Genomic DNA, 16,815 nt, shown 5'->3' on the forward strand with positions numbered 1-16,815 from the left:
CCACGTGTTACTCACCCGTCCGCCGCTAATCCATCCCCGAAGGGATTTCATCGCTCGACTTGCATGTGTTAAGCACGCCGCCAGCGTTCGTCCTGAGCCAGGATCAAACTCTCAATTTAAGATGATGCTAGAAACTTGTTTCGTGCAGCATCTTACTCATCAGCTGCGCTGAGGAGTTCCTTGCTACCCTAACTTGTATCTGCTCTTTTATTGAGATATTATCTCTTGCTCGAAGCATTACTTGCTAAGCATTTTACTTACTTGTTATTCAAAAGAATACGAGTTTGTTTATTTCTTTTATTCTGTTTAATTTTCAAAGACCATTTATCTTCGTCGCCCTCAAGCGACTTCTTTATTCTATCAAATCTGATTCATCTTGTCAACAGTTTTTTTAACTTTTTTCTCTTGTTAACTGCGTCTCAGAAAAGACAAGATATATAATATCACATTGATTTTAATGCATTACATATATTATAACTATTATTTTAAATTATATTCATATTTCTTTATTTATCTCTTATTTTCATTGTTTTTTACCTATAGATACACAAGGAAAAGTTTATCTTATGGCTAGACCTTGTAACACCCCTCTTATAGGCGAGAGCTGACATATGACAACCCCTATATAAGAAATTTTTTAAAAAAGCTGTATCAAAATAAATTTGATACAGCCCATTAATTTATTCTTCAGTTATTTTTTCTTCATTACCTTCGATTTTCTCTTCGCCATCCCTTATGATTTTTGCTATAGCAACTACAAATTCGCCCTCTTTGGCCCTCATAAGTTTTACACCCATGGCATTTCTACCAGTGGATGATATGCCATTTACTTCAAGTCTTATGGCAACCCCAGTGTCATTTATAAGCATAATTTCATCTGTATCATTTACAATTCTAGCCCCTACTAAAGCACCTGTTTTGTTAGTTACTTTGTAAGTAATAACGCCTTTTCCACCCCTGTGTCTTAGGGTGTATTCTGCTACAGAGGTTCTCTTGCCATATCCCTTTTCACTTACTACAAGAAGTTCCTGGCTCTCTTTTACAACTTCCATGCCAACAACAATATCTGATTCTCTAAGAGTGATTGCCTTAACACCTGTTGCAGATCTACCTGTTGACCTTACATCATCTTCATTAAATCTAGTGGAATAACCATTTTTTGTTATGATAAGTATTTCACTACTACCGTCGGTCATTCTTACAGATACAAGCTCATCATTTTCTCTAAGCTTAATAGCAATTACTCCATTTTTTCTTATAGATGAGTATGCAGCTAACGGAGTTTTCTTTATTATACCGTCCTTTGTACCCATTATTACATATTTGTCTTCTTTTGATTCCTCAGATTTCTTCACAGGAAGTACAGCTTGAATTCTCTCATCTTGATCGAGTGGAAGTATGTTTACGATATTCATACCCTTTGCTGTTCTTCCACCTTCAGGAATTTCATATACCTTTAGAGAATATCCTCTTCCTTTGTTTGTAAAGAATATTATATTGTCAAGAGTTGATGACACAAACACATGCTCAACAAAGTCATCTTCTTTTGTTGTCATAGCCTGGATACCCTTTCCGCCTCGCTTCTGTGCAGTATAATTATCTACAGGTAGTCTTTTTATGTATCCATTGTGAGTAAGAGTTATGACTACTTCTTCGTCATCTATAAGATCCTCAATATCGATTCCAGATTCTATTACACTGCTATCAATTTCAGTTCTTCTCTCATCCCCATACTTTTCTTTTATTTCTATCAATTCATTTTTAATAACTTCTTCAACTAGTTTCTCATCCCCAAGGATAGCATTTAATTCACTAATCAACTTCATAAGCTCATTATATTCTTCCTCAATTTTTTCTCTTTCAAGACCAGTAAGCCTTTGCAATTTCATATCAAGTATAGCTTGAGCCTGTTTTTCAGATAAATTGAACGTGTCCATAAGCCCATCTCTTGCTTCAGATGTGCTCTTTGATGCCCTTATGAGTTTTATAACTGCATCTATATTGTCCAATGCAATCTTTAATCCCTCTAGTATGTGAGCACGCTCTAAGGCCTTATTAAGGTCAAATCTCGTTCTTCTTACAATGACTTCTTTTTGGAATGTTATGTAATGATTTAGCATATCCTTTAGATTCAATACTTTTGGCTCACCATCTACAAGTGCAAGCATAATAGCACCAAATGTATCTTGCATTTTGGTATGCTTAAACAGTCTATTTAAAGTTATGTTTGCATTGGCATCTCTCTTAAGTTCTATAACAATTCGCATACCATCTCTATCTGATTCATCTCTAAGATCTGATATACCATCTATCTTTTTGTCTTTTACAAGTTCTGCAATGTTTTCTATAAGCCTTGCCTTATTTACTTGATAAGGCAGTTCTTTTACTATAATTCTCTGTCTTCCTTTATGCTCTTCAATTTCAGTTTTGGCTCTTACGATTATTCTACCTCTTCCAGTTTCATAAGCGCTTTTTATACCAGATCTGCCAAGTATTATGCCTGCTGTTGGAAAGTCCGGTCCTTTTATTTTGCCCATAAGATTGCTTATGGTGATATCTGGATTTTCCATTAACATTACTACTCCATCTATTACCTCACAAAGATTATGTGGCGGAATGTTTGTAGCCATACCAACTGCTATACCTGAAGATCCATTTACAAGAAGGTTAGGGAATCTAGATGGAAGTACCACTGGCTCTTCTTCCTCACCATCAAAGTTTGGCATAAAATTTACAGTGTCCTTGTTTATATCTTTTAACATCTGTATTGCAATTTTATCCATCTTAGCTTCTGTGTATCTCATAGCAGCTGCTGGATCGCCATCTACAGAACCAAAGTTACCGTGACCATCAACCAGTGTATATCTAATAGAAAAATCTTGGGCCAATCTTACAAGAGCGTCGTATACAGATGCATCTCCATGTGGATGGTATTTACCAAGGACATCTCCGACGATTCTTGCACATTTTCTATATCCTTTATCCGGTGTAAGTCCTAAGCCTTGCATAGAGTAAAGAATTCTTCTATGAACTGGCTTTAACCCGTCCCTTACATCTGGAAGAGCACGACTTACGATTACACTCATGGCATAATCGATATACGACGTTCTCATTTTTTTCTCTATATCAACTTCTAACACTTTTCCAGTATTATTATCCATGTACTACACCTCTTTAAATTTTGATTATCTTTAAACATCAAGGTTTTTAACGTATTTTGCATTTTCTTGTATAAATTCTCTACGCGGTTCAACCTTATCTCCCATTAAAATCGTGAATATTTCATCTGCAGCCATGGCATCCTCTATAGAAACCTTAAGAAGAATTCTATTCTCAGGATCCATTGTTGTTTCCCATAACTGTGAAGCATTCATCTCTCCAAGACCTTTATATCGCTGTATAGACGTGTTCTTGTCCTTTCCTCCCATTTCCATAAGAGTTCTTTCTAGTTCATCATCACTATACGCATATATATCTTTTTTATTTTTGCTTATTTTATATAAAGGTGGTTGAGCAATATACACATGGCCAGTCTTAACAAGCTCATTCATGTATCTATAGAAAAATGTTAATAGCAAAGTAGCAATGTGGGCACCATCAACATCGGCATCCGTCATGATTATAACCCTATTATACCTTATTTTTGACACGTCAAAATCACTAGCAACACCAGCACCAATAGCTGTTATTAGGTTTCTTATTTCATCGGAATTCAGCATTTTGTCTAGTCTTTGCTTTTCCACATTCATTATTTTACCTCTAAGAGGGAGTATCGCTTGAAAAGATCTGTTTCTTCCTTGCTTTGCAGAACCTCCCGCAGACTGACCCTCTACTATATACATTTCACATTCGTCCGAATTTTTTGATGAACAATCTGCAAGCTTTCCTGGAAGAGAAGTACTATCTAAAACGGATTTTCTTCTTGTAAGTTCTCTAGCTTTTCTTGCAGCCTCTCTAGCCCTACTTGCTCCAAGAGCCTTGTCAACTATGATTTTAGCAACCTGAGGATTTTCCTCTAAGAAATATCCAAAAGCTTCACCAAAAATAGAATCTACAATACCCCTTACCTCACTGTTTCCAAGCTTTGTTTTTGTCTGCCCTTCAAACTGTGGTTCAATTATCTTTACCGATACAACAGCTGTAAGTCCTTCTCTTATATCTTCTCCAGATAAGTTTTTATCATTTTCCTTTAGAAAACCAAACTTTTTTGCATAATCATTAAGCACCCTTGTAAGAGCAGTTTTAAAACCTGCAAGATGTGTACCACCTTCAATAGTATCGATATTGTTTGCAAAGGAGAATATGTTTTCAGTGTAGGAATCATTGTATTGAAGAGCGAGCTCCACAGTGGTTGTATCCTTAATTCCCTCTACATAAACAGGCTCTTCATGAAGATTTTGCTTATTTCTATTAAGGTACTGTACAAAAGATTTAATACCACCTTCATAATGGAACTCTTCCACCTTTCCAGTTTTTCTAAAATCTAAATGAATTTTTATACCTTTGTTAAGAAAAGCTAACTCTCTCAATCTCTGCGATAATATATCATATTGAAAATCTATTTCTTCAAAAATTTCAGGATCAGCCTTAAAATAAACTCTCGTACCATGTCTGTTTGTCTGTCCTTCAATTTCAACTTCAGTCAATACTTTACCCTTTGAAAATGTTTGTTTATATACATTTCCATCTCTTTTTACTTCTACTTCACAAAAGCTAGATAAAGCGTTTACCACTGATGCTCCTACACCGTGAAGTCCTCCTGAAACCTTATAACCTGATCCACCAAATTTACCGCCAGCGTGAAGCACCGTCATAATTACTTCCATGGTAGGTCTATGTAGCTTAGGATGCATTCCTACAGGCATACCTCTTCCATCATCTATAACCTCAACTGAATCGTCTTCGTGCACTATTACCTTTATATTCTTACAGTATCCGGCCAATGCCTCATCTATACTATTATCTACAATTTCATAAACTAATTGATGAAGCCCCCTAATACTTGTACTTCCAATGTACATACCTGGTCTCTTTCTAACAGCTTCTAATCCTTCTAAGACTTGTATTTGGCTCTCATCATATACTTGTTCTTTATTCATGATTTACTGCTACTAAAAATACGGGCCAAAACACTCTAAGTACTTTAAATGCCATGAGCATTCTGCCTAGTAGCAACTCCTTTCTTAATTTTTTCTTTCTAGTGTCCATATTTACTTAAACACTATTTTTTTAAATCGAAGTCTAAACTAAAGCCCCCCTCTGACAAATCAGAGAAATTTTCTACTCTTTTAGCTAGAGTTGTAGATGATATTGGAGATAGAAACACTTTACTTTTTTTATCTACCTCGGCAATAATAAAAGATTTAGGTCTTTTATTGTTTATGCGCTCCACAAATCCATCTTCCTCCGATAGTCGCAAAAACTGTGCCGTATCACAACTATACATAGTGGTTTCCATATCGAAAATACCGATAATATCTTCAATAGGAACCACAATATTTTTACCTAAATGTAAAAACATATATTCCCTCCTTTAACAATGCTTACTTATATTCCCACTTGAAACATTAAATATAGCACAGTTGTTTAAATTTACATATTCTCGAATAGAATTTATACCCGTACAAGTTATTATAGTCTGCACATCGTTTATAGAATTTAAGATATATTTTTGCCTTGTCACATCTAACTCTGACAGTACATCATCAAGTAAAAGCACAGGATATTCTCCAGTAAGTGATTTTATTATTTTTAGAGATGAAAACTTTAGGGTCAATACCGCCGTCCTCTGCTGGCCTTGTGAGCCATATACTCTTGTATTAACGTTGTTTATCTCTATATCAAAATCATCTCTATGAGGTCCCACCGAAGTAATTCTGTACTCTATATCCTTTACCCTATTTTTCACTAGTGCTTTATACATCTTATCACGTATAATATTTTCATCATTTTCATTTATCTTAAATATATTGGTCACATATTCAAAATGTATTTGCTCTCGATTTTCAGTAATTTCACCATGTATTTCTTGAGACATTTTATTTATAAGATCAATGTATTCAATTCTCTTTTTTACAATATACGCCCCAATTTCACTTAATTGAGTGTCATATACATCTAGTAGTTCTTTATCTTTTATTTTTTTCAAGACCATATTTCTTTCAGATAAAACTTTTTTAAATTGTCCTAGATTATAAAAATACTTGCCGTCAATTTTTGAAATTTCAATATCTAAAAATCTGCGCCTATACGACGGAGATTCTTTTATTATTTTCAAATCTTCCGGTGAAAAAATGATCACGTTTAGAACACCTATAAGCTCAGATAATTTATTTACTTTTATTGAGTTAATATTTACGCCTTTAATCCCCTGCTTAAATATTTTTAACTGTATTCTCTTATCTATGGGATGCTTTATTACCTTCAAATCAACATAGGCCTCTTGAGCTTCCCAGTTTATCAATTCTTTATCGGAGCTAGTTCTATATGACTTTCCTATACTACACATATATATTGCCTCAATGATATTTGTCTTTCCCTGAGCATTATCCCCTACAAATACATTCACATACTTATTTAGACTAATATATTGATTCTTGTAGTTTCTAAAGTTAATTAAATTCATATCTTTTATATACATAAAATACACCTAAATTTCATTATAGCATAAACAAGTGATTATTACTATTATGCCTATGTTATATGACCTCTATACCACTTTGTAATCCTCACTATTATAGCTTACAATATCACCCTTATATAGTTTTTTCCCTCTTTGAAACTCAACTTCACCGTTTACCTTAATTTCGCCATCATTTATAAGAAATTTGCCCTCTGCACCCATGCCAGTAATGCCAGCCCATTTTAAAAAGGAATCAAGTTTTATAAATTCTGAATTTATGCTTATTTCTTTCATGTTTACTACCTTCCCCATATTTTGTTGTTAATTACTATTTTACTCTTTCCAAAATTTTTTTTCTAATAAAAATTTACTATCTGCTTTCCATTATCCTTACTGGTAACAATAAGTATGAACAATTATCAGTTTCTTTATTTTTTATTACACATGGACTTATGCTGCTTGAAAGATCCATGATTACATTTTCTTCATCCATGATTTTAAAAACATCGATAAGATACTTTGAATTAAATCCTATTCTTAAACTTTCGCCCTCTAGTTTAATTTGAACCTCTTCTCTAGACTTACCTAACTGAGAATTTGATGTGATTATTAAAGTATTATCTTCAATTTGGAGTTTTACAAGATTTGTGTTACCTTCTTTTCCCACCAAAGATGCTCTTTCTATAGCATTTAGAATGTCAAATCTATTTACTTCCAATCTTAAATTGTATTCCTTTGGAATAATACTTTCGTATTTTATAAATTCACCTTCTAGCAATCTAGATATAACTCTTGTATTTCCAAGGTTAAATAGAATGTGATTTGGGGTGAAGGTTATATTTGTTGGGGTTTCATCATCAAGTAGTATTTTCGAAACCTCATTCAATGTCTTTCCTGGTATAACCGCTTTAATATTTTCATCAGTATTTATATATTCACTTCTCAATGCAACTCTATATCCATCAAGAGCTACAAGATTAAGTTTATTATCTTTAACCTCAAATAGAACTCCAGTAAGTATTGGCCTTGATTCATCTTGAGCAATGGCAAATATAGTACCCTTAATCATGTTTTTTATAAGTCCCTGTGGAATTCTAAACATGTTATTATCATTTATTTTTGGCAGATTAGGATAATCTTCGCCTTTCATGTGAATAAGTGCAACTGCTGATTTTAAACATGTAAGGTTAATGGTATTTTCATTCATAGATTCGATAGTTAATGTTTCGTTTGGAAGTTTTCTTAGGATATCTCCAAAAATTTTTGAATCAATAACCATAGAGCCTTCTTCTTCGATATGAGCTGCAATCTTTGTTTCAATAGTTAAGTCTTTATCTGAACCAATTACTGTGAGTTCATTATCCCGTGCATTTATATATATACCTTGTAATATTGGCATAGTAGTTTTAACTGCAATTGCTTTTTGAGCATTAAATACGGCATCTTGTAATATGTTTTTCTCTATTGATATTTTCATAAATCTTTTAGCTAAAAAATTAGCATCCTCCTTATTAATTTCTTAAAGTTATTAACAGCTGTGCGTTGTTATATAGGTAGAGAATATATATATTTTTATTAGTAGTAATAGTAGTAGGGGGAGTGGATATGTGGATAAGTGGTTACACCATATAAAACACAAGGATTCTGTCAAAAAAAATACTGTGGATAACCTAAAGAATAACCATCAAACATATCCACAGTAATCCACAAGTAATTGTGTCATTTATAATTACCCACAAATTATCAATACTATATTATCAACAACTGTTAGTTTTGTTTTATTTTTTTCGTAAGTTCTAATATGACACTGTCTAGAGTTTCATCTTTTTTTATACCTTCTGAGATTTTATCATAGGCGTGTATTACGGTGGTGTGGTCGCGCCCACCGAATTCTTCACCTATTTTAGGCAAGCTCATATCAGTTAGTTTTCTAGAAAGGTACATTGCTATTTGTCGCGGAAAAGCTATGTTACGTGTTCTCCTAGAGGATTTTAAATCTTCTATTTTTAAATTGTAATAGCTTGAAACTATATCTTGTATGCAGTCAATAGTGATTTGCTTTGACTGTTTGTTGGATATTATGTCTTTTAGAGCTTCAGCTGCAAGATCCACACTTATGTTTTTATTTGTGAGAGACGAATATGCAACGACTCTGATAAGAGCTCCTTCAAGCTCTCTTATATTGGATTTAATTTTGTTTGCTATGTATACGAGAACTTCATTGTCTATGTCAAGATTTTCTACGTCTGCTTTTTTCCTTAATATAGCTATTCTAGTTTCAAAATCTGGGGCCTGTATATCTGTTATTAATCCCCACTCAAATCTAGAGCGCAGTCTATCTTCTAGTGTTGGAATCTCTTTTGGAGGACGATCACTAGATAGGATTATTTGTTTATTTGCTTCGTGAAGAGCATTGAAGGTATGGAAGAACTCTTCTTGTGTCCTTTCCTTTCCGGCAATGAATTGAACGTCGTCTATAAGTAAAACGTCTACGTTTCTATACTTGCTTCTAAACTCTTCATTTTTATCATCCTTTATGGAATTGATAAGTTCATTTGTGAATTTCTCAGAGGTTACATATACAACTCTGCTTCTAGAATCATTTTGCAATATATAATGCCCTATAGCGTGCATAAGATGGGTTTTCCCCAGTCCCACTCCCCCGTATATAAAAAGCGGATTATAGGCTTTGGCAGGAGATTCAGCTACTGCAAGAGAGGCTGCGTGTGCAAATCTATTGCTGTTGCCTATGACAAAGGAATTAAAGGTGTATTTTGGGTTTAGTGTTGATGAATAAGTATCCTTGAAAGATGAATTCTTTTCGTTTCTGACAGATTTATCTCTGTCATTTTTTATTTCTACAGGTTCATCTATATAATTTCCGCCTATTACAAGGTTTATTGTATATTGTTTGGAAGAAATCATTTGTATTGCATTGTTTATTAATGTTATGTATTTTGCTTCTAAAATATCTTTTGTGAAAGTGTTTGGGACAGACAATGTCAAAGTTGTATCTTTTAGGGATATTGGATCTATACTTTTTATCCAGGTATTGAAGCTAACTTCAGATAATTCACCCTTAATTATGTTTATACACTTTTCCCATAATGTTGCCAGTTGTATATCCATTTGTATTCCTCCGTATATAGTGATTAAAAAAATTTTTATCTTGCTATTTTATCAACACATTATAAACATATAATTATTATAAAAAATAGTTCTATTTATGTTGTTAACAAATTCAAATATATTTATACACATGTTGATAATTATGTGTATAGATAAAAAAAGTAACAAAAGATTATTGTTACGTATAAAAAGTTATGCACTACACCTATTTGTATTTTATCTGTAGTTTCAATGGAAATGAGGTATTAAAGATTATAATCAACAATTTATATAACAAGTTATGCACAATTTTATCCACAGCCTGTGCATAACTAAAGTTATCCATATGTTAATAACATTATAACATAAATATATCAAATTTCTAAGTTGTATTCAATAAGTTATCCACAAAAACCACAATTTAATATTAAAAGTTATGCACAAATGGCCAATTTTATATGACATATAGCTGTCTGTTTATAAGACTTATGGCACTGAGATTTGTTTGATTAAAATGAATAATTTTATTTCTTATTGAGACAATACTTTTCTTGACATAATTGAAGAGTGACTATATAATTGAAGAGTGATACTCAAAATGAGTTATAATTTTAATATGTTAATACATATTTATAGGCAATGTCTAAGAGACAGGACTATGATTAAAAATAACAATAACTAAAAAGAAAGGAGTGGATACATATGAAAATGACATTCCAGCCAAAAAAGAGACAGAGACAGAAGGAACATGGCTTCAGAAAAAGAATGAGCACTGCTAATGGTAGAAACGTTCTTAAGAGAAGAAGACAAAAAGGAAGAAAGAAATTAACAGCATAGGCCGCTTATGTGGCCTTTTTCTGTAGAAACAGAAAAAGCTTTAGGGAGCCATAAGATGAAAGAGATTAAGAAATTTAAAATAAGGAAGAATTCTGATTTTCGTATCATATATAGGAAGGGAAAATCTTTATCAAATAAATTTCTTGTGTTGTACGTTAAAAAGAACAATCTAGGTTATAATAGAATAGGTATTTCTGTAAGCAAAAAAGTTGGTAAGAGTGTGGTTAGAAGTCGAGTTAAAAGATTAATAAGAGAAAGCTATAGATTAAATGAATTTAATTTTAAAAAAGGATTTGATTTTGTTATTATAGCTAGGGTAGCTTCTAATAGTCAGAAATACAGTGTTATGGAATGTGCTTTGAAGGATTTATTTAAAAAGGCAGGTTGTATTGGTTAAAGTGAAAAAAATATTGATTTTTATGATAAAATTGTACAGGAAGTATATATCTCCGTTAAAGCGCCCTTGTTGTAGGTTTTATCCTACATGTTCTCAATATGCCATGGAGGCAATTGAAAAGTATGGTGTCTTCAAAGGTGGAATTATGGCTATAAAAAGAATATGTAAATGCAATCCTTATAATAAGGGAGGATATGATCCTGTAAAATAACTTTAGGAGGTATTATTAAGTGAATTTTTTAGTAAAGCCCATGGAAGCGGTATTAGAGTTTCTTCATAGTTACATGGCTATGGTATTTTCAAATCCAGGTGTAGCATATGGTTTAACTATTATACTGCTTACTTTTATTGTGAGACTTATAATTTTCCCTTTAAATTACAAGTCAACTAAATCTATGATGAAGACAGCTGAGATTGGTCCTAAAATGAAGGCAATCCAAGAAAAATATAAAAGCAATCCTCAAAAGCAAAATGAAGAAGTTATGAAGCTTTATAAGGAGGAAGGTGTAAATCCTATGGCTGGATGTCTTCCTTTATTAATCCAAATGCCTATATTATTTGGTCTCTTTGGTGCGTTTAATGAGCTTAAAGGTATACAAGGAGTAAGCTTTTTGTGGTTACAGGATCTTGCATCACCAGATAAGTTATATATTTTACCTATGTTATCTGGAATAACTTCTTATTTTATCGGAAAAATTACTCCTACTGTGGTTATGTCAACAGATAGTGCTCAGCAAAACCAGCAGAAGACAATGAATATTGTGATGACAGTGATGATGGTAGTTATGACTATTCCAATAAAATCAGCTCTTGCTTTGTATTGGGTTACTAGTAATGTAATTCAATTGATTCAAAATCTATTTATGATTTGGATATTTAAAAAACAGAAAAAAAATGATTAGCCTTTAGGGGGAAGACGTTCCTTTCTATGAGTTTATTAAGATTGAGGTAGGTGTTTAGAGTGAAAACCTTAGAAATGACAGGGAAAACTGTAGATGATGCTATTGAGAATGCATTGTTGCAGTTGGATGTTGTCAGAGATGATGTAGATGTTGAGATAATTGAAAAAGGTAGTAAGGGTTTTTTTAGTATATTTGGTGCGAAACAGGCTAAAGTTAAAGTAATGGTTAAGAAAAACTTTGTAAAGGATGCTCATAAGTTTTTATCTGATGTTCTAAATACCATGGGAGTTAAAGCTGAAATTTCCATTAATGAAGTTAAGGATACATTGCATATAGAGTTAATTGGTGATGGAATGGGCATACTTATTGGCTACAGAGGTGAGACATTAGATGCACTACAATATTTAGTAAGCTTAGCTATAAACAAGGGCATTGACGATGGATATAAACGAGTTGTGCTGGATACTGAAGGTTATAGAAAAAAACGTGAGGAAACATTATTAAGGCTTTCGGATAAATTGGCAAAGAGAGTTAAATTGTATGGTAAAACTGTTAAGTTGGAGCCTATGAATCCGTATGAAAGAAGAATTATTCATTCTAGATTACAGAACAATCCTTATGTAAAGACTTATAGTGAGGGTGAAGAACCTTACAGAAGAGTTATTATTGAGTCAAAAAAGACTTTCAGATAGTGAGATTTCTTTTGAGCTGTTGACTTTTGTCAGCAGCTTAATTTATTTAATTTTAAACATAATAATTTTGAAGCTTAATTGTATATGTGGTAAAATAGTTTAAGTGGTTTTCCATATATGATTGATTTAGAAAGGAATAGAATTATGAGAGAATTTGATACCATCGCTTCAGTTGCTACAAGTATTGGTGAAGCAGGAATTTCTATAATAAGAGTTTCCGGAAAGGATTCTCTTAAAATTGTGGGAAAAATTTTTAAATCTAAGAATGGTGAAGATATAAATCAGATGAAAACGTACACCATGAGATACGGTTTCATTGTTGATGATATGGGAAATGAGATCGATGAAGTTATTGTTAGTTTTATGAAGGGGCCTAGAAGTTTTACTGCAGAGGACACTGTGGAGATAAATTGTCATGGCGGTGTTGTTGTAACTAGCTGTGTTTTAGAGCAGGTTATAAAATCAGGTGCAAGATTAGCTGAGCCTGGTGAGTTTACAAAAAGGGCTTTTCTAAATGGAAGAATTGATTTGAGTCAGGCGGAAGCCGTCATTGATATTATACAGGCTAAAACTAAATTAAGTGCTCAAACCGCTATAAGGCAGTCAAAGGGCATGATTTCCAGGGAAATACAAGAGCTTAGAGAAAATATTCTTGATATAATAGCAAAAATAGAAGCTACTGTTGATTATCCAGAGGAAGATTTAGAGGAAGTAACCAATGAAATGGCTACAGAAGAGATTAAAGTTTTAATTAATAAGATTGATAACCTTTTAGTGAAAGCTGATGAGGGAAGGATTATTCGCCAGGGAATCCGCCTCGTCATAGTTGGAAAGCCTAATGTAGGAAAATCTTCGCTTTTAAATGCTCTTTTGAAAGAGAAAAGGGCTATTGTAACGGATATTCCTGGAACTACTCGAGATGTAATTGAGGAGTTTATAAATATTGATGGTGTTCCCGTTCAAGTTGTGGATACCGCAGGTATAAGAGATACAGAGGATGTTATAGAGAAAATTGGAGTTGAGAAATCTAAGGAAAAAATCGGCGAAAGTGATCTTATAATATTTATGTTAGATACTAGCAGGAAAATTGACAATGAGGATAAGGAGATTTTTAACTATATAAAAGATAAAAAATATGTAGTTCTTTTAAACAAGGTTGATTTATTTTCAGAGCAAGATAAGGACGCGGCTCTATGTGAAGATTTTATTATGTCTATGGAGGCAAAAAAATACTTTATATCCGCTAAAACGGGGCAAGGTATTGATATGTTAAAGCATATCATTAAGGATATGTTCTTTAAAGGCCAAATTGATACTGATGACATATTTATCACCAACAATAGACACAAAGAAGCTTTGGTAAAATCTAGAGAAAACCTTTGCAATGCTCTTGAAACTCTATCTAATTGCTTTGCTATTGATCTTGCTTCTATTGATTTAAGAAATTCGTGGAGTGATTTAGGTCAGATAACTGGTGATACAATGGAAGAGGATATTGTACATAAAATCTTTTCAAAGTTTTGTCTAGGAAAGTAGAGGTGATATTGTGTATAATGGCGGAGATTTTGATGTAATCGTTGTGGGTGCAGGTCATGCTGGTTGTGAAGCAGCTTTAGCTTCATCTAGAATGGGATGCAAAACCCTAGTTTGTACTATAAACTTAGATAGTATAGCCCTTATGGCTTGTAACCCTAATATAGGTGGTACGGCAAAGGGGCATCTTGTAAAAGAAATAGATGCCCTTGGTGGTGAAATGGGAGTTAATATAGATAAGACTTTTATTCAATCTAGGATGTTGAATACTTCAAAGGGCCCAGCTGTTCATTCTTTGAGAGCTCAGGCAGATAAGAAGAGGTACTCGGAGTCTATGAAGCATGTGCTAGAAAATCAACCTAACTTGACTTTAAGGCAGTTGGAAGTTGTTAGCCTTGATATTGAAGATAATCGTGTTAAGGGTGTTGAAACGAGAAATGGTGCCTATTTTAGCGCAAAAGCCGTGGTAATTACTACGGGAACGTATTTAAAATCTAATATTATTATAGGAGATGTTCAATTTCAAGAGGGGCCTGCGGGCCTAAGCTCTTCATTATATTTGTCATCTTCATTAGAAAAGGCAGGTTTAGCTTTGAGAAGGTTTAAAACCGGAACTCCTTGTAGAGTTAATAGGAGAACTGTGGATTTCTCAAAGATGACAATTCAAAATGGTGACGAAAATATAGTTCCATTTTCATTTTTAAATGATGGTTTGGATGTGGAACAAATCCCATGTTATCTTACATATACAAATGAAGAAACTCATGATGTTATAAGAAAAAATATCAATAGAAGCCCTTTGTATAACGGATCCATTAAAAGTACGGGTCCAAGATACTGCCCTTCAATTGAGGATAAGGTTATGCGTTTTCCTGATAAGGAGCAACACCAGGTATTTATTGAACCAGAGGGGTTAAATACTGAAGAAATGTACGTTCAAGGTATGTCTAGCTCTCTTCCAGAAGATGTGCAAATAGAGATGCTTAAAACTATCCCAGGTCTAGAAAATGTGGAGATCACAAGGACGGGGTATGCTATTGAATACGATTGTATAGATCCAACTGAATTGAAGTTGTCTTTAGAAACAAAGAAAATACAAGGGTTGTTTACTGCAGGGCAGATAAATGGAAGTTCTGGATATGAGGAGGCTGGCAGTCAAGGATTAATTGCTGGCATAAATGCAGCTAGGATGGTGAAATGTCAGGAGCCACTAGTATTAAAGAGGTCTGACGCATACATTGGGGTATTAATAGATGATTTAATAACTAAGGGTACTAATGAACCCTATAGGATGATGACATCAAGGGCTGAGTATAGATTGGTTTTGAGACAGGATAATGCTGATTTAAGGCTTACTGAAATAGGTAGAGAGTTTGGGTTGGTAGATGATATAAGGTATAGCAAGTTTATCAACAAAAAGAATCAAATAGAAGATGAATTAGATAGAATAAAAAAACTCCAGGTAACTGGTAAAAAGGAAATTGAAGAATTTCTTATTGAGAAGGGTTCTACTCCTTTGAAGAAGCCAATTTCTCTGTATGAGCTAATTAAACGCCCAGAATTAGACTATTTTATTGTAGAAGGTTTAGATGTCAGTAGGCCTGAATTGCCCCATGATGTCAGAGAACAAGTTAATATTATGGCAAAATATGAGGGGTACATCACAAAGCAGCTAGAACAAATTTCTCAGTTTAAAAAGTTTGAAAATAAGAAGATCCCTTATGATATAAATTATGAGGAGATAAGTGGGCTTAGAATAGAAGCAATTCAAAAATTAAGTAAGCTTTCTCCGGACAATATAGGTCAGGCTTCTAGGATATCTGGTGTTTCACCAGCGGATATTTCGGTTTTACTTGTATATCTTGAACAATATTACAGAAATAATAAATGATTAATAAAAGGTAAGGTATGTGTATATGATATACTATGATATTTTAAATGAAGCATGTAAGGATGTTGGAATTGATTTTAATGAGACTATGTATAATCAGCTCATTCTTTACAAAGATTTAATAAAAGAATGGAATGAGAAGATTAATCTTACTGCAATTACTGAGGACCACGAGATTATAACGAAGCATTTCATAGATTGTATAAAAATTTTTAAGTTTGATGAGCTTAAGGAACAAAAAACAGTTATCGATGTGGGAACTGGTGCAGGTTTCCCTGGTATACCTATGAAGATTGTATGTCCCTCTATGGAAGTTGTATTGCTTGATTCACTTAATAAAAGAATTAATTTTTTAAATCTTGTAATTGAAAAGCTGAATTTAAAGGGTATTTCAACTATTCATGGAAGAGCTGAGGATTTTGCAAGGCCTGACAAGTTAAGAGAAAAATTTGATGTTGCAGTTTCAAGAGCTGTGGCAAATATGTCTGTTCTCAGTGAATTTTGTATGCCTTACGTAAAGAATGGTAAATTCTTCATTGCATTAAAAGGGCCTGCAGTGGAGGAGGAGTTGAAAGAAAGTAGGTTAGCTATTGAAAAGCTCGGCGGAAAGATGTATCAATTAATTCCTGTGGATATTCAAGATAGTGATTTAAATCATAATCTTGTTGTTGTAAAAAAAATCACAAATACACCAAAACAATATCCTAGAAAAGCTGGAGTAATAACTAAAAAACCGCTAAAGTAGTGTCTATTTAATTCACATAAAATGAATAATGTAGTAAAATATAGATATATGGTGGAAATAATTTCTTATATTTAGGGAAAAGGAGTGT

General features: G+C 33.2%; 15 protein-coding genes and 1 rRNA gene. 8 read left to right on the forward strand and 8 right to left on the reverse strand.

The genetic code is table 11. From position 1 onward, the window contains the following. The 8 genes from BUA73_RS05230 to dnaA form a co-directional block, all read right to left on the reverse strand. Nucleotides 1–119 (reverse strand): 16S ribosomal RNA (locus BUA73_RS05230); the annotation flags it as partial. A 561-nt stretch (nt 120–680) separates the two neighbouring features. Beyond that, entirely contained in the window at nt 681–3,161 is a 2,481-nt protein-coding gene (gene gyrA / locus BUA73_RS05235) for a DNA gyrase subunit A (protein WP_072903108.1), read from the reverse strand. Between the two features lie 30 nt (nt 3,162–3,191). Then, the gene (gene gyrB / locus BUA73_RS05240) at nt 3,192–5,099 is read right to left on the reverse strand and encodes a DNA topoisomerase (ATP-hydrolyzing) subunit B (RefSeq protein ID WP_072903109.1); all 1,908 of its coding nucleotides are present in this window, start codon (nt 5,097–5,099) and stop codon (nt 3,192–3,194) included. 122 nt (nt 5,100–5,221) lie between these two features. Beyond that, nucleotides 5,222–5,521 carry an extracellular matrix regulator RemB gene (remB, locus tag BUA73_RS05245; protein ID WP_072903110.1) on the reverse strand — a complete coding sequence of 100 codons (300 nt, stop codon included), beginning with the start codon at nt 5,519–5,521 and terminating at the stop codon, nt 5,222–5,224. 12 nt (nt 5,522–5,533) lie between these two features. Then, on the reverse strand, nt 5,534–6,640 hold the full coding sequence (gene recF / locus BUA73_RS05250) for a DNA replication/repair protein RecF (protein WP_072903111.1): 1,107 nt from the start codon (nt 6,638–6,640) through the stop codon (nt 5,534–5,536). A gap of 69 nt (nt 6,641–6,709) precedes the next feature. Next, the gene (locus BUA73_RS05255; RefSeq protein WP_072903112.1) at nt 6,710–6,916 is read right to left on the reverse strand and encodes an RNA-binding S4 domain-containing protein; all 207 of its coding nucleotides are present in this window, start codon (nt 6,914–6,916) and stop codon (nt 6,710–6,712) included. 76 nt (nt 6,917–6,992) lie between these two features. After that, the gene (dnaN, locus tag BUA73_RS05260) at nt 6,993–8,099 is read right to left on the reverse strand and encodes a DNA polymerase III subunit beta (protein ID WP_072903113.1); all 1,107 of its coding nucleotides are present in this window, start codon (nt 8,097–8,099) and stop codon (nt 6,993–6,995) included. Nucleotides 8,100–8,389: 290 nt separating this feature from the next. Next, nucleotides 8,390–9,751: a chromosomal replication initiator protein DnaA gene (gene dnaA / locus BUA73_RS05265; protein ID WP_072903114.1), complete on the reverse strand. Its 1,362-nt coding sequence runs from the start codon at nt 9,749–9,751 to the stop codon at nt 8,390–8,392. A gap of 681 nt (nt 9,752–10,432) precedes the next feature. On the opposite strand from dnaA, the gene rpmH reads away from it, so the two are divergent. The 8 genes from rpmH to rsmG all read left to right on the forward strand — a co-directional run bounded on the left by rpmH (nt 10,433) and on the right by rsmG (nt 16,727). After that, nucleotides 10,433–10,567 (forward strand): 50S ribosomal protein L34, encoded by a 135-nt coding sequence (rpmH, locus tag BUA73_RS05270; protein ID WP_072903115.1) that lies wholly within the window; start codon nt 10,433–10,435, stop codon nt 10,565–10,567. Nucleotides 10,568–10,631: 64 nt separating this feature from the next. After that, nucleotides 10,632–10,964: a ribonuclease P protein component gene (gene rnpA, locus BUA73_RS05275; RefSeq protein ID WP_072903228.1), complete on the forward strand. Its 333-nt coding sequence runs from the start codon at nt 10,632–10,634 to the stop codon at nt 10,962–10,964. Nucleotide 10,965: 1 nt separating this feature from the next. Beyond that, a complete protein-coding gene (gene yidD / locus BUA73_RS05280; protein WP_072903227.1) occupies nt 10,966–11,175 on the forward strand; it encodes a membrane protein insertion efficiency factor YidD in 210 nt (69 codons plus the stop codon). A 19-nt stretch (nt 11,176–11,194) separates the two neighbouring features. After that, nucleotides 11,195–11,866, forward strand: coding sequence for a membrane protein insertase YidC (gene yidC / locus BUA73_RS05285; RefSeq protein ID WP_242942334.1), 672 nt, complete (start codon nt 11,195–11,197; stop codon nt 11,864–11,866). Nucleotides 11,867–11,925: 59 nt separating this feature from the next. Continuing rightward, nucleotides 11,926–12,558 (forward strand): RNA-binding cell elongation regulator Jag/EloR, encoded by a 633-nt coding sequence (jag, locus tag BUA73_RS05290; RefSeq protein WP_072903116.1) that lies wholly within the window; start codon nt 11,926–11,928, stop codon nt 12,556–12,558. A 144-nt stretch (nt 12,559–12,702) separates the two neighbouring features. Next, nucleotides 12,703–14,094 carry a tRNA uridine-5-carboxymethylaminomethyl(34) synthesis GTPase MnmE gene (mnmE, locus tag BUA73_RS05295; RefSeq protein ID WP_072903230.1) on the forward strand — a complete coding sequence of 464 codons (1,392 nt, stop codon included), beginning with the start codon at nt 12,703–12,705 and terminating at the stop codon, nt 14,092–14,094. Nucleotides 14,095–14,101: 7 nt separating this feature from the next. Further along, complete coding sequence (mnmG, locus tag BUA73_RS05300) at nt 14,102–15,982, forward strand: tRNA uridine-5-carboxymethylaminomethyl(34) synthesis enzyme MnmG (RefSeq protein WP_072903117.1); 1,881 nt, start codon at nt 14,102–14,104, stop codon at nt 15,980–15,982. Between the two features lie 25 nt (nt 15,983–16,007). Then, nucleotides 16,008–16,727, forward strand: a complete 720-nt coding sequence (rsmG, locus tag BUA73_RS05305) for a 16S rRNA (guanine(527)-N(7))-methyltransferase RsmG (RefSeq protein WP_072903118.1) — start codon at nt 16,008–16,010, stop codon at nt 16,725–16,727. Nucleotides 16,728–16,815 lie beyond the last annotated feature (88 nt).

The organism is Hathewaya proteolytica DSM 3090 (assembly GCF_900142225.1).
Classification (GTDB): domain Bacteria; phylum Bacillota; class Clostridia; order Clostridiales; family Clostridiaceae; genus Hathewaya; species Hathewaya proteolytica.